Source organism: Janthinobacterium sp. TPC_1 (genome assembly GCF_056037845.1).
Genome location: NZ_CP195157.1, coordinates 4522661 through 4543668, shown reverse-complemented (window position 1 = coordinate 4543668; position 21008 = coordinate 4522661). Strand labels below are relative to the sequence as shown.

The 21008-nt window shown below is 65.7% G+C and carries 15 protein-coding genes and 3 pseudogenes; 6 read left to right on the top strand and 12 right to left on the bottom strand.

Annotated features, from left to right (window positions below; genetic code table 11):
- Positions 1 to 2 precede the first annotated feature (2 nt).
- A pseudogene (locus tag ACQVLG_RS22125) lies at positions 3 to 894 on the bottom strand (triphosphoribosyl-dephospho-CoA synthase).
- Positions 894 to 2572 (bottom strand): annotated as a pseudogene (gene mdcA, locus ACQVLG_RS22120) (malonate decarboxylase subunit alpha). The pseudogenes ACQVLG_RS22125 and mdcA overlap by 1 nt, the downstream one beginning before the upstream one ends.
- 116 nt (positions 2573 to 2688) lie before the next feature.
- On the opposite strand from mdcA, the gene ACQVLG_RS22115 reads away from it, so the two are divergent.
- Positions 2689 to 3615: a LysR family transcriptional regulator gene (locus ACQVLG_RS22115; protein ID WP_474291014.1), complete on the top strand. Its 927-nt coding sequence runs from the start codon at positions 2689 to 2691 to the stop codon at positions 3613 to 3615.
- Between the two features lie 181 nt (positions 3616 to 3796).
- Here the strand turns inward: ACQVLG_RS22115 and ACQVLG_RS22110 are convergent.
- The 4 genes and pseudogenes from ACQVLG_RS22110 to ACQVLG_RS22095 form a co-directional block, all read right to left on the bottom strand.
- Positions 3797 to 5618 (bottom strand): annotated as a pseudogene (locus ACQVLG_RS22110) (glycoside hydrolase family 15 protein).
- A gap of 3 nt (positions 5619 to 5621) precedes the next feature.
- Positions 5622 to 6386 carry a trehalose-phosphatase gene (gene otsB / locus ACQVLG_RS22105; protein ID WP_474291013.1) on the bottom strand — a complete coding sequence of 255 codons (765 nt, stop codon included), beginning with the start codon at positions 6384 to 6386 and terminating at the stop codon, positions 5622 to 5624.
- Positions 6386 to 6976 carry a trehalose-6-phosphate synthase gene (locus ACQVLG_RS22100; protein WP_474291012.1) on the bottom strand — a complete coding sequence of 197 codons (591 nt, stop codon included), beginning with the start codon at positions 6974 to 6976 and terminating at the stop codon, positions 6386 to 6388. Before ACQVLG_RS22100 ends, otsB begins: the two co-directional genes overlap by 1 nt.
- Positions 6900 to 8654, bottom strand: a complete 1755-nt coding sequence (locus ACQVLG_RS22095; RefSeq protein WP_474291011.1) for an alpha,alpha-trehalose-phosphate synthase (UDP-forming) — start codon at positions 8652 to 8654, stop codon at positions 6900 to 6902. The genes ACQVLG_RS22100 and ACQVLG_RS22095 overlap by 77 nt, the downstream gene beginning before the upstream one ends.
- A gap of 260 nt (positions 8655 to 8914) precedes the next feature.
- On the opposite strand from ACQVLG_RS22095, the gene ACQVLG_RS22090 reads away from it, so the two are divergent.
- The 4 genes from ACQVLG_RS22090 to ACQVLG_RS22075 all read left to right on the top strand — a co-directional run bounded on the left by ACQVLG_RS22090 (position 8915) and on the right by ACQVLG_RS22075 (position 12690).
- Positions 8915 to 10030 (top strand): mechanosensitive ion channel family protein, encoded by a 1116-nt coding sequence (locus ACQVLG_RS22090; RefSeq protein ID WP_474291010.1) that lies wholly within the window; start codon positions 8915 to 8917, stop codon positions 10028 to 10030.
- A 50-nt stretch (positions 10031 to 10080) separates the two neighbouring features.
- Positions 10081 to 10545, top strand: a complete 465-nt coding sequence (locus tag ACQVLG_RS22085; RefSeq protein ID WP_474291009.1) for a cation:proton antiporter domain-containing protein — start codon at positions 10081 to 10083, stop codon at positions 10543 to 10545.
- Positions 10482 to 11375 carry a cation:proton antiporter domain-containing protein gene (locus tag ACQVLG_RS22080; protein ID WP_474291008.1) on the top strand — a complete coding sequence of 298 codons (894 nt, stop codon included), beginning with the start codon at positions 10482 to 10484 and terminating at the stop codon, positions 11373 to 11375. Before ACQVLG_RS22085 ends, ACQVLG_RS22080 begins: the two co-directional genes overlap by 64 nt.
- Positions 11376 to 11496: 121 nt before the next feature.
- Positions 11497 to 12690 (top strand): serine hydrolase domain-containing protein, encoded by a 1194-nt coding sequence (locus tag ACQVLG_RS22075; protein ID WP_474291007.1) that lies wholly within the window; start codon positions 11497 to 11499, stop codon positions 12688 to 12690.
- On the opposite strand, the gene ACQVLG_RS22070 is transcribed toward ACQVLG_RS22075, so the two are convergent.
- Together ACQVLG_RS22070 and ACQVLG_RS22065 are read right to left on the bottom strand one after the other, a co-directional pair.
- A complete protein-coding gene (locus ACQVLG_RS22070; RefSeq protein WP_474291006.1) occupies positions 12687 to 13073 on the bottom strand; it encodes a YkvA family protein in 387 nt (128 codons plus the stop codon). The two genes, ACQVLG_RS22075 and ACQVLG_RS22070, sit on opposite strands and share 4 nt — an antisense overlap.
- Positions 13074 to 13228: 155 nt before the next feature.
- Positions 13229 to 13489: a hypothetical protein gene (locus tag ACQVLG_RS22065; protein WP_230538206.1), complete on the bottom strand. Its 261-nt coding sequence runs from the start codon at positions 13487 to 13489 to the stop codon at positions 13229 to 13231.
- A gap of 226 nt (positions 13490 to 13715) precedes the next feature.
- Here ACQVLG_RS22065 and ACQVLG_RS22060 point away from each other — a divergent pair, with 226 nt between their 5' ends.
- Positions 13716 to 17159, top strand: a complete 3444-nt coding sequence (locus ACQVLG_RS22060; protein ID WP_474291005.1) for a hypothetical protein — start codon at positions 13716 to 13718, stop codon at positions 17157 to 17159.
- A gap of 27 nt (positions 17160 to 17186) precedes the next feature.
- On the opposite strand, the gene ACQVLG_RS22055 is transcribed toward ACQVLG_RS22060, so the two are convergent.
- The 4 genes from ACQVLG_RS22055 to ACQVLG_RS22040 all read right to left on the bottom strand — a co-directional run bounded on the left by ACQVLG_RS22055 (position 17187) and on the right by ACQVLG_RS22040 (position 20851).
- Positions 17187 to 18008 carry a ferritin-like domain-containing protein gene (locus tag ACQVLG_RS22055; RefSeq protein ID WP_474291004.1) on the bottom strand — a complete coding sequence of 274 codons (822 nt, stop codon included), beginning with the start codon at positions 18006 to 18008 and terminating at the stop codon, positions 17187 to 17189.
- A gap of 41 nt (positions 18009 to 18049) precedes the next feature.
- Positions 18050 to 18970: a DNA-binding transcriptional regulator DsdC gene (gene dsdC, locus ACQVLG_RS22050; protein ID WP_474295756.1), complete on the bottom strand. Its 921-nt coding sequence runs from the start codon at positions 18968 to 18970 to the stop codon at positions 18050 to 18052.
- Positions 18970 to 20301: a D-serine ammonia-lyase gene (locus ACQVLG_RS22045; RefSeq protein WP_474291003.1), complete on the bottom strand. Its 1332-nt coding sequence runs from the start codon at positions 20299 to 20301 to the stop codon at positions 18970 to 18972. Before ACQVLG_RS22045 ends, dsdC begins: the two co-directional genes overlap by 1 nt.
- Before the next feature lie 112 nt (positions 20302 to 20413).
- A complete protein-coding gene (locus ACQVLG_RS22040) occupies positions 20414 to 20851 on the bottom strand; it encodes a hypothetical protein (protein WP_474291002.1) in 438 nt (145 codons plus the stop codon).
- Positions 20852 to 21008 lie beyond the last annotated feature (157 nt).

The window sequence follows — 21008 nt, the reverse complement described above, 5'->3', positions numbered from 1 at the left end:
AGTCACGCGTTTCCATGCGCTTCTCCTTCTTGTAATCTGTCCAGGAACAGGGTCGCCGCCAGCAAGTCCGCCGCGCCGCCCGGCGACACGCCGCGCGCCAACGCCACCGCTTCCAGCGCCAGCAGTGCCTTGGCGCCATCTGCCGTGGCCGCGCCGCCGGCCGCCAGCACCCGCGCCGCCCCTGCCTGCAGTGCCAGCAAGGCCGTCTCGCCGCCGCGCGACAGCACGCAGGTGTCGTCCAGCCGGCTGATAATCGCCAGCAGCGCATTCAGGCGCGCCGTCGTCTCGTTGTCGCCGCGCGCCCGCGAGGCGTGCAGCTGCGCCAGACCCGCCCCCGTCACGAGGGGAAAACCGGCGCGGGCCTGGCCCCGCGCGCCATCGACGTGGTACTGGCGGCACGCCAGCTCGCCCTTGTTGCCGGTGACGGCAGGCGCGCCCCGGTCGTGCAAACGGGCCAGCGCGCCGGCCCGCGCCGCCCGCCACGGCCAGCGGCGCCAGCGAGGCCAGCGACGCTCCGCGCGCGCCCTGCTGCGCCGCCGCCGTCACCAGGAGGCCCAGGGCCCAGATGGCGCCCCGGTGCGTGTTCACGCCGCCCGTGGCTGCCAGCATCAGCGCCTCGCCGTCGCGGCCGAGGGCGCCGATGCGCTGGCGCAGCAGGTCGTCATCGTCGCTGTCCCAAGCCGCTTGGGCCATGGCGGCAAATACGGGCTGCAGCACGCAGGCCGAGTGGCACATCAGGGCCCAGTTCAAGTCCGTGTGGGCGCCGCGGCTGCGCAAATCGACCAGGCCCGGTTTCGGCGTCAGGGTCACTTCATCGAGCAGCGCCTGCAGCACCTGCCGACCCAGCGCTGCCGAACGTTCCCGCACCGGCGTCATTGTCATCATTGTGCTCATTACCAGCTCCTGAATTTGGCGGGGGGTTGATACAGGCCGTCCGACCATTCGACCAGGTCGGCGATGCTTTTCGCGGCCAGCAGCGAGCGGTTCGCCGCGCCGCGCTGCACGCCGATATCCTCGGGCAGCGCGATCAGGCCGCCGGCGCGCAATTTCGCCGTCGTCTTCGGGTCGTGGCGCAGGCCGATGGGCGTCACGCCAGCGACGGCCGCCAGCATGGCCTTGCGCTCGTCGAGCGAACGGGCCTTGTACAGGTAGGCGATGCCCTCTTCCGTCAGCACATGGGTGACGTCGTCGCCATAGATCATCACGGGCGCCAGCGGCATGCCGCTGGCCTGGCCCACGGCCACGGCGTCGAGCGATTCGACGATGGTCGGCTGGCCGCCGTCCTGGAACGTCTCGACCATCTGCACCACCAGCTTCTTGCCGCGCGCCAGCGGGTCGTCCGTCTCGATCAGGTCCAGCCAGGCTGGCGTCGGGTGGCGCCGGCCGTGCGGGTCGTGGCCCATATTGGGCGCGCCGCCGAAACCGGCCAGGCGGCCGTTCGTGACGGTCGAGGAGTTGCCCAGGCCATCCATCTGCAAAGTCGCGCCGATGAACAGGTCGACCGCGTACTGGCCAGCCAGCTGGCACAGGGCGCGGTTCGAGCGCATGGAACCGTCGCGGCCCGTGAAGAAGACGTCGGGCCGGGCGGCCGCATAGCCTTCCATGCCCAGTTCCGCACCGAAGCAGTGCACGCTCTCGACCCAGCCCGTCTCGATGGCGGGGATCAGGGTGGGATGGGGGTTGAGCACCCAGTTGCGGCAAATCTTGCCCTTCAAGCCCAGCTGCTCGCCATACGTGGGCAGAATCAACTCGATGGCGGCCGTATTGAAGCCGATGCCGTGGTTCAGCGACTGCACCTGGTGTTTTTCATACACGCCGCGGATCGCCATCATGGCCATCAGCACGTGCACGGGCTTGATCACGCGCGGATCGCGGGTGAACAGCGGTTCGATGAAGAACGGCTTGTCGGACTGCACCACGAAATCGATCCACGAGCCGGGCACGTCGACCCGGGGCAAGTCGCTGACGTCGTCGACGATCTGGTTGACCTGGGCGATGACGATGCCGTCGCGGAAGGCGGCCGATTCCACCAGCGTAGGCGTGTCCTCCGTGCTGGGGCCCGTGTACAGATTGCCCTGGCGGTCGGCCATGTAGCCGGCCACCATGACGACGTTGGGCGTCAGGTCGACGAACAGGCGCGCATACAGTTCGATATACGTGTGGATGGCGCCCACTTCGAGCAAGCCATCCTGCAGGAACTGGGCGATGCGCAGGCTTTGCGTGCCGGCGAACGAAAAATCGAGCTTGCGGGCGATGCCCCGTTCGAACAGGTCCAGGTGCTCGGGCAGGCTGACGCTGGGCATGATCAGGTGCAGATGGTGGATCTTGTCGGGGTTGACCTGGGTCAACATGCGGGCGAGGAAATCGGCCTGCTTCTGGTTATTGCCTTCAAGAACGACGCGGTCGCCCGGCGCAAGCAGCGCTTCGAGCACGGCGACCATGTCGCCCGGTTGCAGCACGGGGCCGCTGGCGTACTGGCGCACGGCGGCGAGAGGCGTCGGCGTTTCTCGGTGCGCCGCGTGTCCCATTGTTTTTGCCGCTGCGCTGGCGCTGCTGTGGCGGTTGACATCATGCCTCCGGAATGAGCTATCGAATCCAGACGATAGAACGAAAGCGCCAGCGCGACAATCAATCTGCTAGCATGTTCATTACCTTGAAGTTAATGAACTCCCTTGAAAGAGGCTAGTCATGGCCATCAACGAAGAAATTACCCTGAAAAAGCTGGAAGTGTTTCTCAGCTTTATGGAATTGAACAACCTGGCGCGGGTGGCCGATGCGCTGGGCCAGAGCACGGTCAGCGTGCACCGCGCCCTGCACTCGCTGGAAGACGGCTTGCGCTGCCCCCTGTTCAAGCGCGAGGGGCGCAGCCTGATCCCCTTGCATGCGGCCTACACCTTTGCCGAATCGGCGCGGCGCGCGCTGGCCGAATGCGAGGAAGGCGTGCGCAAGGTGCGCGAAATGTCGGGCATCAACCCCGTGCGGCTGAAGATCGGCTCGCTGTACTCACTGACCCTGCACTGCATCCCGCAGCTGGTGATCGCCCTGAAGCTGCGCCGACCGGGCCTGGACATCGACCTGACACTGGGCTCGAACCGCGACCTGCTGCAAAGCCTGGCCGACGGCCGCCTGGACGCCATCATCATCGGCGTGCAGGAAGACGAACAGCATGCGGGGCTGGTGGCCGTGCCCCTGTTCCAGGACGACATCTTCCTGGCCGCGCCGCTCGGTTCGCCCTATGCAGGGGCCGCTTCCGTGGACTTGCAACAGTTGCGCAACGACAAATTCGTCACGCTCAGCGAGGGTTTCGTCACCTCGCAAAGCTTCAGCCACGCGTTTGAACTGGCGGGATTCGTGCCCGACACGGCCATGCGCGTGGGCGACATCTTCTCCCTGATCAACTTAGTGAGCGGCGGCATCGGCTACAGCCTGCTGCCCGGCCGCGTGCGCGCCTTCAGCTCGCGCATCGAACTGCTGCCCCTCGACGCGCGCTACGGCTCGCACCAGCAAATCACCCTGCTGATGCAGAGCAGCCGCGAGCGCGACCCGAATCTGCTGGCGCTGGCGGCGGAGTGCAGGTTGTATGGGCGCAGGGAGCCAGCTTTACCAAAACTCTGACTTAACATTTAAACAATGGAAAAACAACCCAAGGCCCGAGTCTCCAACCCGGGCACCCCGGGCCCAGCGGGCCTGAAAAATGCCCAGGGCAAGGCGCGCGGGCGCAGACAGTACGAATGTACGGCAAGCCCAAGCAACGCAGCCATGGACATTTTCTCAGGCCCGCGATCCAGGCCCGCACTTAAATAGCACTATCCCAAGGCGCCGACAACCTGACCGCGCAATTGATCAACCCCACCATCGAATAAGTCTGCGGAAAGTTCCCCCACATCTCTCCCGTCACGGGGTGCGTGTCTTCCGACAGCAGGCCCAGGTGGTTGCGTGCCAGCAGCATGGTTTCGAAGATTTTGCGCGCTTCGTCTTTCCTGCCGATGCGCGCCAGGGCGTCGATGCGCCAGAAGGTGCAAATATTAAAAGCCGTTTCCGGTTTGCCGAAGTCGTCGGGCGCTTCGTAGCGGCGCATGTAGGGGCCGTCGCACAAGGATGCTTCCAGCGCGTCGACGGTGGCGATGAAACGGGGATCCATGGGGTCGATGAAGTTGACTTCCGCCATCAGCAGGACGGAGGCGTCGAGGTCGCGCCCGCCCAGGCTTTCCGCGAAGGCCTGGCGCTCCTCGCTCCACGCTTCGCGCAGTAATCTTTCTCGGATCAGCACGGCGCGGCTGTTCCAGTGGTCGGCGCGGTCCGGCAAGCCCAGCTTGTGCGCGACCTTGGCCAGGCGGTCGCAGGCGGCCCAGCTCATCAGCATGGACGAGGTGTGGACCCTGGCGCGCGTGCGCAGCTCCCACATGCCCGCGTCCGGCTCCGCATGCAGCCGGAATGCCTGGTCGCCCACGGCTTCCAGCGCGGCAAACTCGGCCTTGCCGGCGCGGTGGAACAATCGGTGGTCGAGGAAGGCCTGTGCCGCCCCTAATACAATGTTGCCGTAGACATCGTGCTGGAAGTGTTCCTGCGCCTGGTTGCCCACGCGCACGGGGCCGTTGCCCCGGTAGCCGGGCAAGTGGTCGAGTATAGATTCGGGCAACTGCTCTTCCAGGCCGATGCCGTACAGGGGCTGGATGTGGCCGCCTTTCGAGCGGGCGACGATATTCGTCAGCCAGCGCAGATATTCTTCCATCGTGCCCACCTCGGACAGGCTGTTCAATGCCCGCACGACGAAGAAGGCGTCGCGCAGCCAGCAATAGCGGTAATCCCAGTTGCGGCTGCTGCCCGGCGCTTCGGGGATGCTGGTGGTCATGGCGGCGATGATGGCGCCCGTGTCTTCATATAAAGACAGTTTTAATGTGATGGCCGCGCGGATGACCACGTCCTGCCATTCCAGCGGCACGGCCAGGCGGCGCGTGTAGGTGCGCCAGTAGTTGATGGTTTTCCTTTTCGAAGATGCGCGCCGTCTCGTCGATGCCGCCGGCCAGGGTTTCATCGGGGCCCAGCAGGAAGTTGGCCGTGCCACCCAGCACGAAATACGTTTCGCTCAGTACATAGTTGAGCGACACATCGGTGTTCAGGCGCAAGGTCTGTTCCGGTCCCACGTAGCGGATGTGGTGGCTGCCCTGCGTGATCTGCGGCGCCAGCCGGCCCCAGTCGTAGCGGGGGCGCAGACGCACGCGGATGCGCACGGCATGGTCGAGCGGCCGGACGCGGCGGATCAGCATCAGCGGGCGGAACATGCGGTCACGGCTGAGGAATCGGGGCGCGAAATCCGTGATTTCCACGCCGCGCCCCTGCGTGTCGTACAGCCGCGTGCGCAGCACGGCCGTGTTTGGCTCGTAGAATTGCTCGCTGCGCGCGAAGTTCTCGATGTCGATGCTCCACACGCTGCCGTTTTCCGTGTCGTCCAGCAAGCGGTTGAAGACGGGATCGCCGTCGAATCGGGGCAGGCAAGACCAGACGACCTGCCCGGCCTGGTCGATCAGGGCGTTGAAGGCGCAATTGCCCACCACGCCGCAGTTCAGGGACGCTTGCGCGTGCGGTTGGCTGGCGGGGGTGTCATGCGATGTCGTCATGGGCTACTCCTTCGATGTCGGGGATACGGCAGCGGCCAGCAGCGCGGCGCGCAAGGCGCCGGGGCTGGCCAGGCGCAAGGTGGCGGCGCTGGGGCCGCTGCCCACTTTGACGCCCTGCCCGCCTGCTTGTTGTACAAAGGCAAAGCCTGCCTCGTCGGTGGTGTCGTCGCCCGCGAACACGGGCCGGCGGCCGGCAAACGGGCTTTCCTGCAGGAAGGCGGCAATGGCGCCGCCCTTGTCGGTGGCGGCCGGCTTGGCTTCCACGACCATTTTGCCATGCAAGAGCAATACCCCCGGGCACGCTTGCACGGCGGCGGTCATTTCCTGCAGGCATAACGGTTCTAGCTCGGGCGCCAGGCGGTAATGCAGGGCCACGGCACCCCGCTTCTGCTCCACCAGCAAACCGGGGTGGACGGAGGCCAGCGCCTGCGCGCGCGCCAGCACGGGAGAGACATCGGGCGTGGCCGCCACGTGAAACTGGCCATCGGCGCCGCGCCGCTCCACGCCATGCACGCCGGCAACAGGCAAGACCAGGGGCGCCAGCATGGCGTCGATCTGCGCCACGGGACGACCGGAAATGAGGGCCAGCGCGCCGCCATGGCGCTTGGCCAGCAGCGCCAGCGCTTCGATGACGCCGGGCGCCACGCGCACGCCGTCGGGCGTGGGCGCCAGGTCGACCAGGGTGCCGTCGAAGTCGAGGAAGACGGCTGTGCCGGGCGCACTCAGCAGCTGCAACAGGGCGGCGCTATCGTCACGGAGATCGGCCATCACATCCCCTTGCGCCGCTTGATGCGGCTGTGGGCGTCGATCTTGGTCATGACCTTGTCGCGCTGGCGCAAGCGGGCGGCGTCCAGCAGCATGCGCCCGGCCCAGCGGTAGACATTGAAATGTTTCACGCGGGCCCGCATGCTCTTCATGCGCTCGCGCTGTTCCACGGGCGGCATCACGAGGCCACGGTACAGGGCATCGGCGCCCTGCTCGATGTGGTACGGGTTGATGATCAGCGCCTCATGCAGTTCGCGCGCCGCGCCCGTGAATTGCGACAGCACCAGCACGCCCAGCTCGTCGTCGCGCGCGGCGATGAATTCCTTGGCCACCAGATTCATGCCGTCATGCAAGCTTGTCACCATGCACACTTCCGAGGCGCGGAAATAGCGCTGCAGATCGTCCTGTCCATGGTGCTCGGCTTTCAGCAGGATGGGCACGTAGTCGCCGCTGCCGAAACGGCGGTTGATGCGCTCGACCATCTTGCGCACCCTGGCGTCAAAACTTTGATATTCGTCAAGCGAAGCGCGGCTGGGGGCGGCGATCTGCACGAAAGTGAAATTGCCGACCATGCCGGGCTGCAATTCGAACATGCGCTCGACCCTGGAAGCGCTCGACGATGCCTTTCGTGTAATCGAGGCGGTCCACGCCGATGCCCAGCAAGTGGTCGGGCGCCACGCCCAGTTCGGCACGGATCTGTGCCCGGCACGCGGCCACGTCGGGCTGCGCCGGGTCGTCCTCGGGCCAGGCGATCGAGATCGGGTAATCCTCGACCTGCGTCATCTCGCCGCCATACGAAATGGTCGATGCCTCCGGCTCGATGCGGGTTTCCAGGTAGCGGTCCACCGTTTCGAGAAAATTCTTGCGGTGGAACGGCGTATGGAAACCGAGGATCGTGCTGCCCAGCAAGCCGTCGAGGATTTCCTCGCGCCAAGGGCAAATGCCGAACGATTCCGAGTTCGGCCAGGGTATATGCCAGAAAGTAATAATGGTCGCCTTCGGCAAGGCTTCGCGCACCATGCGCGGCAGCAAGGCAAAGTGATAGTCCTGCACCAGCACGACGGGATTGTCCGTCTTCGCCTCGGCGATCACGGCGTCGGCAAAGCGGCGGTTGACTTTGACGTACTGTTCCCAGTCGGATGAGCGGAACACGGGGCGCACGTGGGCGATATGGCACAGCGGCCACATGCCTTCATTGGCAAAGCCATAATAGTAGCCCTGCTCTTCCTCTTCCGTCAGCCACACGCGGCGCAAGGTATAGCTGGGATTGTCGGGCGGCACGGGCACGTGGTCGAATTTATCCACCGTCTCGCGGTCGGCGGAACCGGCGCCATGCGCGATCCACGTGCCGGAACACGCGCGCATCACCGCTTCCACGGCCGTCACCAGGCCGCTGGCGGGGCGCTGCACGGCAATTCCGCTTTCTGTTTTGGTGTGGATATACGGTTCGCGGTTCGACACGACGAGTACCTGGTCGCCCTGCAAGTCCGCTTCCAGCAAGGCGCGCAGCTTGTCCGGCGTCCAGTCGGACGACCAGCCGTTATCGCCCTGGCGTTCCAGATGGTATTCCTGCAGCAATTCGCGCAAGTCGCCGATCAGCGTCTGCTGCATTTCCGGCGGCGGCGCGAGCGCGGCGGCGGGCGCCGTGGCGGCGGCCACTGCACCATTGCTTTTCGGCAGCAACTCGCCCCGCAAGATCTCCTTGACGGCCGACAACCAGCCGCGCCAGCTCAGGTGGGCGACGAACACGGTCATCAGGGAAATCAGCACGGCCAGCACGGCCAGGAAGGCAAAAATAAAACGCTTGGTATCCGTATTGCGGCGCTCGACAAAGCTCATGTCCTGCACCAGCACCAGACGGCCCAGCTGGGAAGCGTCCTGCATGACGGGCGTTTCACTCAGGTGGACCTGGCCTTGCGGCAATTGCGCCAGGGATTTATACAAGCCGCCCGTGTCAGGCGTGCTCCAGCAGCCGATGGAGGCCGGGTATTGCGCGGACTGGTACAGCAAGTGGCCTGCGTTGTCGCAAAAGCCGATGGCGATCAGCCGTTCGTCGCGCGTGGCGCCCTGGAACAGTTCACTGATGCGCGTGGCATCCTGCGCGGGCAGGTATTCGGTGAGCGAGGGGCGGAGGGTTCCAGCGAGCAATTCGGCCCGGCTGTCGAGGTCGCGCACATACCAGCGCAGGGTAATATTGTCCAACAGGGGCACAACGATATAGGCAAACAGCCCCAGCATGAGGGCCAGCGGCAGGATGAAGCGCAAGGACATTCGCAGTGATCGTACTATCATCGGTTTCCTTTGCAAAAACAAAAAGCATGGCAAGTATGACTATGTTTCCAATGCGGCGACGCCCGCTTGCTTTCCGTATTGAAACGTCAACGTGGCATGGCGCAGCGCAGCAATTTCTTCCAGTATCCACCTTGATACAAGTCTTATCCGTACGGCAACGCACGCCCCCGCGACGTCATCTGCCCGTAAAATAGCCGCTTCCGACATCCATTTCACTTATCAATAAGGAGTTTTCGCCTATGGATCTCAGCACGTTTCACTCGCTGATGGGAGGCCCGCTGCGCTCGGCGCTGACCGTGCTCGTTTCCCCCCTGCTCGTCACCCTCGTCGCCATCGGCGTGCACCGGGCCGGCATCGGCTTGCTGAAAAGATTGGCCCAGGGCCACGCACTGGCCAGCAACGTGGCGCGCGTGGCCTTCCGCGCCAGCCAGCTGTGCCTGATCGTCTTCGGCCTGCGCATGGTGCTGGCCAGCGCGCCCGACGATACGCCGGGCCTGGTCGCCATGTCGCACCTGGCCAGCGTGGCGCTGATCATCGCGCTGACCTGGCTGGCCATGCAATGCATTCAGGCGCTGTCCATCACGATTTCCGAAATCAACCCCGTCGACGCGGCCGACAACCTGCGCGCGCGGCGCCGGATCACCCAGGCCCGCGTGCTCACGCGCAGCGCGCATGCCATCGTCGTCCTCCTGGGCGTGTCCTTCGTGCTGCTGACCTTGCCCGGCGCGCGGCAGATCGGCGCCAGCCTGCTGGCCTCGGCCGGCGTGGCGGGCCTGGTGGCCGGTATCGCCGCCCGCCCCGTGCTCGGCAATTTCATTGCAGGGCTGCAAATTGCGTTTTCTCAACCCATTCGCATCGACGACGTGCTGATCGTCAATGGCGAATGGGGCACGGTCGAGGAAATCAAGGGCACGTATGTGGTCGTGCGCGTGTGGGACGAGCGCAGGCTGATCGTCCCGCTGCAATGGTTTATCGAAAATCCGTTCGAGAACTGGACGCATACCTCCTCGGACATCCTGGGCACGGTGTTCCTGTGGCTCGATTTCAGCGTCCCGATCGAGCCGCTGCGCGCGGAACTGACGCGCATCTGCGAAGGGGCCAAGCAATGGGATGGCCGCGTCTGCACGGTGCAGGCGACGGATTCGAACGAGCGGGCCGTGCGCGTGCGCTTCCTCATCAGCGCAGTGGATTCAGGCACGGCGTTTGAATTGCGCTGCCTCGTGCGCGAGCAGATGCTGGCCTTTATCACGAGCAATTATCCGCACAGCCTGCCGCGCCTGCGCTCCACGCACGACCCGATCGAGCTGCACACCATGCAGGCGCAAAACGATACGCTGTCGCTGCACAAGGCGTAAAACAAGCTGCGGCGCGCTGCCCCGGCCCATGCGCCGCTACAATGGGGCACATGAACACCACCGCCTGGTTCATCCTCATCGGTTGCCTGATGCTGGCGCGCGGCCTGGGCGCCGACGGCATCGCGCGCCTGCCCTTGACTTCGGCCATGGCTTACCTGGGCGTGGGCCTGCTGCTGGGGCCGATGTTCCTCGGCCTGTTCTCGTTCGACCTGCTGCAGCAGGCGCCCCTGCTGGAAACCCTGACGGAAATCGCCGTCCTCATCTCCCTGTTTTCCGCAGGCGTCAAGATGCCCGTGCCGTTCAGCCTGGCACGCTGGATGCCGTCGCTGCGCCTGGCGTGGCTGTCGATGGCCATTTCCGTGGCCCTGGTGGCGGCCTTTGCGTGCCTGGTGCTGGGCCTGCCCCTGGGCGCGGGCGTGCTGCTGGGCGCCATCCTCGCGCCCACCGACCCGTGCTGGCCACCGACGTGCAGCTGCGCCATGCGGGCGACAGCGAACAATTGCGCTTCATGCTGACCAGCGAGGCGGGCATGAACGATGGCAGCGGCTTTCCTTTCGTCATGCTGGGCCTGGGCTTGCTGGGCCTGCATGAGCTGGGGCCGCATGGCGCCACATGGCTGTGGCGCGATTTATGCTGGGCCAGCGCGGGCGCCATCGCCCTGGGCGTGGCCGGCGGCGCGCTGCTGGCATGGCTGGGCTGGCAGCTGCGCGCCAAGGAGCCGAAACACGCCATGCTGGACGACCTGGCGGCCCTGGGCCTGATCGCCTTCGTCTACGGCGTGACTACCTGGCTGCACGCGTGGGGCTTTTTGGCCGTGTTCTTTGCCGGCGTCGCCTTGCGCCAGACGGAATTGCGCCTGGCCGGTGCGCCGAAAGACCGGCACGGCTTGCTGCAGGCGGAGGAAACGCATGCCGTGTCCGCCGCCAGGCCGCACGACGGCGAGGTGACGCTGACCGTCAGCGGCGAATCCCTCGTCTTCAAGGAACACCTGGAACGCCTGTCCGAACTGACGCTGGTGCTGTTGTTGGGCGGCACCGTCACGGCCGCCGCCTGGAGCTGGCAGGCATGGAGCGTGGCGCTGTTCCTGCTGCTGGTGGCGCGTCCGGCCAGCGTGATGCTCGGCTTGCTGGCCTCGGGCACCAGCGTGCGCCTGCGCGGGCTGGCCGCCTGGTTTGGCGTGCGCGGCATCGGCTCGCTGTATTACCTCGGCTATGCGATCGCGCATGGCTTGCCGCGCGGCCTGGCGCGCGAACTGGCCGACATCACCCTCGTCGTCGTCATCGTCTCCATCGTCGCGCACGGCCTGACGGTCAAGCCGCTGCTGGAACGCTACTGGCGCAAATAACAGGTGCAAATGAGCGCCGCTTGCCTCCTTTGTCATTGCTACAGAGCAATGTTTTGTCAATCGCCCCTATGGCGGGCGGAAATATTGTTAAGATAATTAAAAATGGCTAAAGAAAGAATCAATGAAACGAAGAAGCGTGCTGGGACTGGGCGTCTCACTGGCCCTGCTGCAGACGGGTTGCGCCACCGATCCGGCCAGGCTGGCGTGGGAAACGGAATTTGACGGCTTCATGCGCGATGGCCTGGCCCGCACGGAAACGCCGGGCATGAGCGTGGCCGTGGTGCGCGGCGAACAGACCATCTTCGCGCGCGGCTATGGCTGGGCCGACATCGAGGCCGGCAAGAAGGCCGACGCCAACACGGTGTTCCATATCGCCTCCGTCAGCAAGCTCGTCACGGCCACGGCCGTCATGATGCTGCTGGAACAGGGCGCCTTCCAGCTCGACGACAAGGTGGCGGCCTACCTGGACTTCCCGCTCATGCATCCGAAGTTTCCCGACGTGCCCATCACCTTTCGGCACTTGCTCAGCCACACCTCGGGCATTTCCGACGCCGTGTACGACAAAACGACAGCATTTGCCGTGCAGGGCGACCCGCGTTTGCCGCTGCGCGACTTCGTCAAGGGCTATCTGTCGCGCGGCGGCGCCTGGTATGACGCGGATGTGTCGTTTGCGGCCCGGCCCGGCACGGAATGGCGCTACAGCAATGTCGGCATCGCCCTGCTCGGCTATCTGGTGGGCCGCTTGAACCCCGATGGCCTCGACGCCTTTGCGCACGAGCACCTGTTCGAGCCGCTGGGCATGGACAACACGGCGTGGAGCCTGGCCGGCTTGCCGCGGCGCGCCGTCGTGGCCCAGCCGTATGCGCACAAGGAGCCGGGCCTGCAAGTGCTGCCGCCCGTCGGCTACCCGGACTGGCCTGCAGGCCTGCTGCGCAGCTCGGCGCATGACTTTGCCCGTTTCCTGGCCATTTTCAGCAATGGCGGCCGGGTCGATGGCCACCGCTACCTGCAAGATGCCACCCTGCAATTGTTTTTTGCCCCGCAAGCGGCTCCCGTCGTGCCCGCCGACTCGTCCGTGCGCCAGGCCCTCGTGTGGCTGCTGCGCGACGTCGTCGACGGCAAGCCGCTGGCCACGCACAGCGGCGGCGACCCGGGCGCCGCGTCCGTCGTCTGCGTCGACCGCGCCAGCAAGACGGCCGTGCTGGCCTTCGCCAACGTCAGCGCCGACAAGGAGTTTCGTTCATTCCAGAAAGAAGTCGTGCTGCGCCTGCTCGCGCATGGCGGCAGCGGCGCGCCGGCGGCCAAGAAAGGCTAGGCGCCGAACCAGCCGCGCAGTTTGTCGGCGGCCCGTTCCTTGACGTCGGCCGTGATGTAGGTGGCGACCGTGGCGACGGCTGCCGCCAGCACGGCCAGGTCGTCCGCATAGCCGACCACGGGCGTGATGTCGGGAATCGCATCGATGGGCGAAATGAAATAGCCGAGCGCGCCATAGATGGCCGTCTTGGCCCACAGCGGGGTATTCGGCTGCTGCGCCGCGTAGTACAGCCACAGGGCTTTCTCGATGACTTCGCGCCCCGCCGTCCTGGCGAACTTGACGACCTTGTCCCAGGGAAAACTGTCATCCGTGTATTTCTTTTCGTACTGCTTGTCGGCCTGGGGGGCGTGGTCTTCTTCCAGATTCTTTTTTCTGCCAAACATCTGCTGCTCCTGTCTGCCGCGCACGGCGTTACGAATGCGCACCTTAGCATAACGGCGCGCCGGGTGGGCAAGCCCGGCAAGTTCCGCACGCCAACGGCCATCTGCAGGCAACGGGCCGCGCCACGCGCGGGCGCAGCAGCGGCTGCAGGCTGGCATCAAGCCTGGCGGCCAGGCTGGCAATGGGCGGACAACTTGAGCGCGTCGGTACTGCATACCGGCAGTGTCGCATGGCCAGCCTCGCGCGCCATCGGCGCCGGACCCGTGTCCGCTTCGACAGCGTCGCCTGCGGGCATCAGGCTGGCCGCCAGGGTCGAGCACGTGAACAGGCAGATCAGCAGGAATGGCTTGTTCACGTGAAAAGACTGGTCAGGCTTGTGCATCGCATACTCCATCGGATTGGTTGACTGTTGCAGCATGAACACGATCATCGCGTGTTTCCGCAAGGCATACAATCAGACGCTTTCGACAAGATGGGTAGGACAGCGCTGACAGGCTCATCCATAAGAAGCAGTGTCGGCAGATTTGACACCCGCCGCCAGCCTGTGCGGCAATCCCTTGTTTAAAAAGGAAAAACCTGACGGGAACGCTTCCTGCTTCGTGATCCGCATGCGCCATGCAAAATCACCATACCAGGGAGTGCACATGAGATACCTCAAACAAGCGCTGCTCTTATGCATCATGCTATGCATGTTGCCGGCCGCGCGCGCCACCAGCATCGGCTACACGGCGACGTCGCTGGGCGGCACGCAGTGGCGCTACGACTACACGGTCAGCAATACCACCTTGGCCGTGCCCATCGCCGAATTCACCTTGTTCTTCAGCGAGGGCACGTACGCCAACCTGCAGAACGTCTCCATGGCGCCCGGCTGGGACGTGCTGCTGGTGCAGCCCGATCCCGCCATTCCCGCCGGCGGCTACTTCGATGCGCTGGCATTGCTGGGCGGCCTTGCCCCCGGCGCCACGGCCACGGGCTTTTCCGTCACCTTCGATTACCTGGGCGCGGGCAGCCCCGGCGCCCAGCCGTTTTCCATTCTCGACCCCGTCTCTTTCACCGAGCTAGACGCGGGCTTCACGCAGGCGGCCGCCGTGCCCCTGCCCGCCACGCCATGGCTGCTGCTGGCCGGCGTGCTGGCCATGCTGTGCCTGCGGCGCCGGCAACTGGCCGCCGCCGCGCTGGTCCCATTGCTGGCTGCGGGCCTGTGCGCCTGCGGCGGCTCGAACGACCCGACGCAGCCGCCCACGCCGAAAGTCATGCTGGCGGCAGCGGATGGGGAGGCGGCAGCCACGCCAGAGGACGCCGGCAAGGATGCTGTGCCAGCGGCCATGGATGGCACGGATGAAGGCGTTGCCGCCGGTCCCTTTGACGTCACGTCGCTGCGCAAGACGGCGGAGCGGCGCATCAACCGCAGGATCTACGAATACACGTTTCGCGTCAGCATCCGCAACAACGGCAGCGACACGGCAAACAATGTGCATGCCGTCCTCGCCAGTACGCCGGACGGTGCCACCATCGTCGACGGCGACGTCCTGGCCGGCAGCATCGCGGCAGGAGCGACGGTCACCGCCACCGACGTCATCGTGCTGCGCATCGACCGCACGCGTCCGTTCGAAATGGGCGGCCTCGTGTGGAACGTCACGGCCGGCGACAGCGTGGCGCTCGCCCCCGTGCGGCCTGCGCAGGTGGTGGTGCTGGCGCTGGACGCCCTGGGCTTTCCGGATGGCGCCGATAGCGTCAAGGCCGCCGGCGCCATCACCGACGTGCTGCTCAAGGATGGCAGCCTGCGCTTTTCCACGCCCGGCGATACGGGCAGCGACCAGCATGCGCAATTTTTCATCAGCAAGGGTGCTACGGTCGCCATCTTCGATGTGCTGATCCAGACGGAAGTGCCGACGGCGGTGGAAACCTATGTCGAACCGCTCGACGATGGCAGCCTGCCGGCAACGCCGCCCAAGCTGGCCATCACGGGACTGGGGCCGAACAATACGCTGCAGGCCGGCGGCCTGACATTGCGCCTGAGCGGCGCACCGGTGCTGGCCCTGCAGAACGACAGCGACGGCTTCCTGGCGGCGCCCGGCGGCACGGCCGTCGCCTTGAAGCCGTTTTGGGTGTTCCATCCCGATACGGGCAGCTTCACCATCAGCGCCACGGCCATGCAGCAGTTGCTGGCAGCCCTGCCCTCCGGCGCGCTCGACATGCAGCTCAACTTCGTTTCGCAGGACGGCGAATTTGCCGTGTCGTATGCCTTGACCGTCATCAAATCGAGCACCGTGCTGCTGGGGCAGATGCGCACGCCGACGGGCAGCAATGCCACGGGCCTGGCCGGCAAGAAGATCTTGCTGGCCGGCTATAACCTCCGCCAGCGCCGCGTGGCCGTGATCGACGCCAAGGGCGCCTTCCGCTTCGACGGCGTCATCCCGGACACCTACCAGCTGACCCTGAACGACCTCGAACATCCGAATGCGGTCAGCATCAGCGCTGCCGTCTTTCCGAACAGCACGACGGTCAACGTCGGCATCGTCTATCCCTATGCGGCGTCGGCGGCCAGGCCAGCCGCCGGCGGCGCCTTTGTCGCCGGCACCGTCACCCAGGACGGCAGCGCGCCGCCCGCGCGCAGCGCGCAGGAAGATGCGGCCCCGCCGCCCCCTGCCACGCCGCTCAATGGCGAGGGCAGCCAGACCTTTACGGCCGCGGCGGCCGCGCAAGGCCAGACCATCAGCGTCCCCATCGCCTACACGGTGCCGCAAGGCACGAAATACGTGGGCGTGAAGATCACCGTCAGCACCGCCGAATATCCCGCGTACACGACGCAGCAAAGCCGTTTCAACGATACCTGGTCATATGCCGTGCTCGGTTTGCCCGGCGCCAACCTGGCAGCCGCCGGCGCCGTGAACCAGTCGCACTTCACGCAGGGAACCATCGTCAAAACCGATTGCATCGATGTCAGCAAGCAAACCGTGAATGGCGCCCTGACCCTCGGCGGCGCCGTCAGCGCCACGAATATCGGCGACAGCCTGCTGCCGACCGTCACCCAGGTAGAGCTGAGCCTGGCGTGCAAGGGTTTGAAAGTCAGCAAGGCGCAATTTCTGTCACCCAACAAGGATGGCCATCCCATCTTGCAACCGATCAAGGTAGCAGGCAACTTGCCGGGCCCCTATGTTTCCGTGTCGCAAGGCGCCACCACGCCGACCCACACGGTACCGCTGGAACTGCAGTACACGCCGGCGGCGGCCACCATTACGGAAGTCAACATCGGCATATCCGCCGGCGGCGGCAACCCGTCGTTCAGCGCCGACAACCTGTTGGCCCAGGCAAACACCAAGAATCCCGGCAAGGTCAAGTTTGAGGGCCTGGTGCTGCCCACCTTTGCCGGCAACAAGATCGACAAGAAGGCCGTCGTCACCATCCGCCTGAAGGGGCAGATCGACGGCAGCGAAGCGACGTCCGATCCGGCCGAAGGGGGCCAGGTGGATTTCAAGGGCGACACGGCCTTCATCCCCTTGTACCTGGCCAACAACGAGCCGGCGCTGGCGGCGCGGCGCTACGGCGCCCGCGATGCGGGCGGCGACTCGTGGGCCACGCGCCTGACGATCGCCTGGCTATTGAACAAGCCCTACCGCTTCGACGACATCAGCGGCCAGCATGTGACGCAGACGGCGGCGGGCCGCTCCATCCTCGGCCATAGCGGCCACAGCGATGGCCAGCAGATCGACATGCGCTACGCGGACGGCGCGGGCGGCTACACGGATACGCTGGGCGGCGCCGGCAACGGCGCCAGCATCCGCAAGCTGATCAACGACGCGCAGGCAGAAGTGGCGGCCGGCCTGCCGAAAAAACCGCGACTGGCATTGCTGGTGGCGTGGATCGCGGCCAACCGGGCCATGCTGACGCTGGAAGCGGCACAGGGCGCCACGCGCGTCATCTACATCGGCCACAGCTTCGTCAAGCTGGCCCTCGTCGACGGCCGCTTTGCCAACCCGCCCAACGCCAGGATACCCGGCGTGCCGGCCTGGGCCAAACCCGCCAAGGTGAGCATCGATCCCGCCCACCTGAGCCACTGGCACCTGAGCCTGACGGCCCATCCCTGAGCGTCCCGGCGGCGGGCATGCGGCGGCTCAGGCCGGCAAGTCGGACAATTCCAGTTCCGAAAAGCCGGCCCGGCGCCGCGCTTCCAGGTTGAACGGGCCGCGCAGGGTGGGCGCTTCGTAGCGCAGCGCCAGCTCGGCATAGGTGGCGCGCAATTCCAGGCCCCGTTGATCGCACAGGTAGCCGTACCAGCGGTTGCCGATCTCGACGTGCCCCACTTCATCGCGCAGGATGATGTCGAGGATGGCGGCGGCGGCCATGTCTCCCGCCTGCGCCAGCTTGGCGCGCAGGGGCGGAATCGCATCGAGGCCCCGCGCTTCCAGGGTGCGCGGCACCAGCGCCATGCGCGCCAGCACGTCGCCGCGCGTCTTGTCGACCATTTCCCACAGGCTGTCGTGGCCGGGAAAGTCGCCATACGCGTGGCCCAGCACCTGCAGGTGCGCCTGCAGCATGGCGAAGTGCGTCGCTTCCTCTTTCGCCACGCGCAGCCAGTCCGTGTAGTATTCAAAGGGCAAGTCCGGGAAACGCCACAGGGCGTCGAGCGCCAGGTTCATGGCATTGAATTCGATGTGCGCGAGCGCGTGCACCAGCATGGCGCGCCCTTCCGGCGTGATCATCGAACGCCGCCCCACCAGGCGCGGCGGCACCAGTTCAGGACGCTCGGGCCGGCCCGGCACTGCGCCCGATGGCGCCAGCGGCGCCTTGACGTCCAGCGCCAGCTCGGCTGCGGCCATGGCCGCCACCATCGCCACCTTGGTGGCCGGGTCCGGTTCCAGCAGGCAGGCCAGCGCGGTGCTGCGTAACTCGCGCAATTGCGGCGGCGCGGTCGAGGTCGATGGGGATGGCTGCATGGGCATTCTTTCGTGCGCGTTTCAATGAGGGGCGCAGTGTATCAAATTGCCTGCCCCAGCAGCCAGTCGAACAGGGCCTGCACCCTGGCCGGCAGCGGCCGCGCGGCATGCACGAGGTAATACGCCTGCGGACTGGGCAAGCCGAAAGCGCCGAACGGCAGCACCAGCTGGCCGCTGGTGAGCCACGGCTGCACCAGCTGGCGCCGGCCCATGGCCACGCCAGCGTGGTGGATGGCCGCCTGCGCGCTCAGGTCGGCGCGGTCGAAACGCAGACTGCGCGCGGGCAAGGTCACCCCGGGCGCCTGCCCGTCCAGCCACAGCCGCCACTCTGCGTCGGGCGCGCAGGCGGGCCAGGCCAGCGTATCGTGCAGCACGGTCGCGCCGGCCAGGTGTTGCGGCGCGTCAAACAAGCCGTGTTCACGCGCATATTGCGGACTGCACACGGGCGCCAGCCATTCATCCATCAGCTTGCGCGAGGCCAGGCCGGGAAAGTGGCCGTCGCCATAGTGCAAGGCAAGGTCGACCTGGCCGGCGCGAAAGTCCACGCTTTCATTGCCCACGCGCAAATCAAGCGACACGTCCGGAAACTGCGCGGCGAACCCTGCCAGGCGCGGCACCAGCCAGCACTGGGCGATGGACGGGCGCGCATGCACGGTGATGCTGCCCGCCAGCGCATCGCCGCCGGCCAGCGCCGCCTGCAAGCCGTCCCAGCCGATTTGCAGGGCGGCGAAGATGCGTTCGCCATCGGCCGTCAGCTTGACTTGCCGCGTCAGGCGCTGGAACAGGCGCAAGCCCAGGCTGCTTTCCAGCCGCGCGATGCGGTGGCTGACGGCGCTGGGCGTGAGCGCCAGTTCCTGCGCGGCCAGCGCGAAACTGGCATGGCGCGCCGCCACGAGAAAGGTGTGCAGGTTGGCGAACTGGCTGGCCGTCAGCGTGGACATGCGCGGCGCGCCGGCCGGCATCACGCGGCTCCGGCCTTCAGCTGCGCGCGGCCACGGGCCACGTAGGCCGCCATTTCCTGCGCCGGCACCATGCTGCCGCCCGTGCCCCACACCAGGTGCGTGGCCGTTTTCAGCTGCGCCTGGTATTGCGGCGCGGCCAGCACGGCAGGAATGCCGGCGAAACCGGCCACGGCCGACGGTTCCAGGCGCAAGCCTTGCGTTTGCTCAAGCGTCGCCAGCAAGCGGTACAGTTCTTCATCCGTGACGGTGGCGTAGCCGTCGATCAGCCGCTGCATGGCCCGGCCCACGAAGCCGGACGGGCGTCCCACGGCCAGGCCATCGGCGGCCGTCAGGTTGTCGATGCCGATTTCCTGCACGCTGATTCCCTCGTGCAAGCCCGTGTGCACGCCCAGCAACATGCACGGCGAATGGGTCGGCTCGACGAACACGCAGTGAACGGCATCGCCAAACGCCAGCTTCAAGCCAAACGCCACGCCGCCGGGGCCGCCACCCACGCCGCACGGCAGGTAGACGAACAGCGGATGCTGCGCATCGACCGCGACGCCGGCAGCGTCAAACTGGGCTTGCAGGCGCTGGCCCGCCACCGCGTAGCCGAGGAACAGATCGTGCGAGTTTTCATCGTCGACGAAGTGGCAGGTGGGGTCGCCCTCCGCCTGCTTGCGCCCCGCTTCCACGGCCACGCTGTAGTCGGTCGCGTATTCGACCACCGTGACGCCATGGCTGCGCAATTTATCCTTCTTCCACTGCCGCGCGTCGGCCGACATGTGCACGGTGGCGCGAAAGCCCAGGCGCGCGCTCATGATGCCGATCGACAATCCCAGATTGCCCGTGGAGCCGACGGCGACCGCATACTGGCCAAAGAAGGCGCGCACGGCGTCGCTGGCCAGCAGGCTGTAATCGTCGCCCTCCTTCAGCAAACCGGCATCGAGCGCCAGCGTTTCCGCGTGCTTCAGCACTTCATAGATGCCGCCGCGCGCCTTGATCGAGCCGGAAATGGGCAGATGGCTATCCTGCTTGAGCCATAGCTGACCGCTCGTCATGCCTGACGCCAAACCCAGCGCCGCCTGCATGGCGGGCAGCGGCACCACGGGCGACTCGATGATGCCGCCGCTGGCCTGCGTTTCCGGAAACGCCTTCGCCAGATACGGCGCAAAACGCGCCAGGCGCGCGCTGGCGTCGGCCACGTCGGCCGCCGTCAAGCCCACGTCGTTCAGGGCCTCGGCCGCAGGCGCGATGGCGGGATTGAACCAGCTCAAGGGCTGCAAGGCCATCAATTCTGTAATCAGGGGAAATTTTTCGCGCAGCGCGGCGATGGCGGGAGTGGGCAGCATGGCAAGCTCGTGTAGGAACAAACCATGATTAGACCGCATCCGGGCGCCGCTGGCAAAGGATGCTTGATCAGGCAATGGGTGACGGGAGATCACCTGTCCTGCTGCAACAGAACTATTCGCCAGAAGCAAGCGCCCTGGATTTTCTGCTGCTCAAGAACGATGCGAAGAACACGGCTGGAAAACAGGCCAGCCAAAGATAGCATCCGGCACCGAAGCCCAGCACCGTGTAGGAACCATTATCACTAGGAATTATTTTAAGGCCGAAGGTTGTCAGTGCCAGCGCAAAGCCAAAAAAGGCGGCCACCATGGCGGCACTGGGCTTCTCTTTCGAAAAGTACATGGCAAAAATAAGCGGCGGATTGGCAAACCAGGCAAAACTGCCGGCCAACGGCCCTAACCAGCCGAGCAATAATACGCCCCCACCGAGCAAGACTTCGTGGGAGTCCACGATTGCCGTTAAAAACAGGGATGCCACATACGCGACAACGGTCAGGGACAGCACGATGGCGGCGGCATCTTCGCCAAGCAGTTTGCGGGGGAAAATATCCATCCCCTTACGCTGCTGGCGGTACGGAACCCACTTCGTACCACACGCGCAGACCGCGCTCAACCTGGGATATCGACACCGCGCCCCTGGTTTCCGTGAGCGTTTCAATGTTAACAGGACGTACACCCGTTTTTTGCCAGCCATTCATTGGCCAATACCA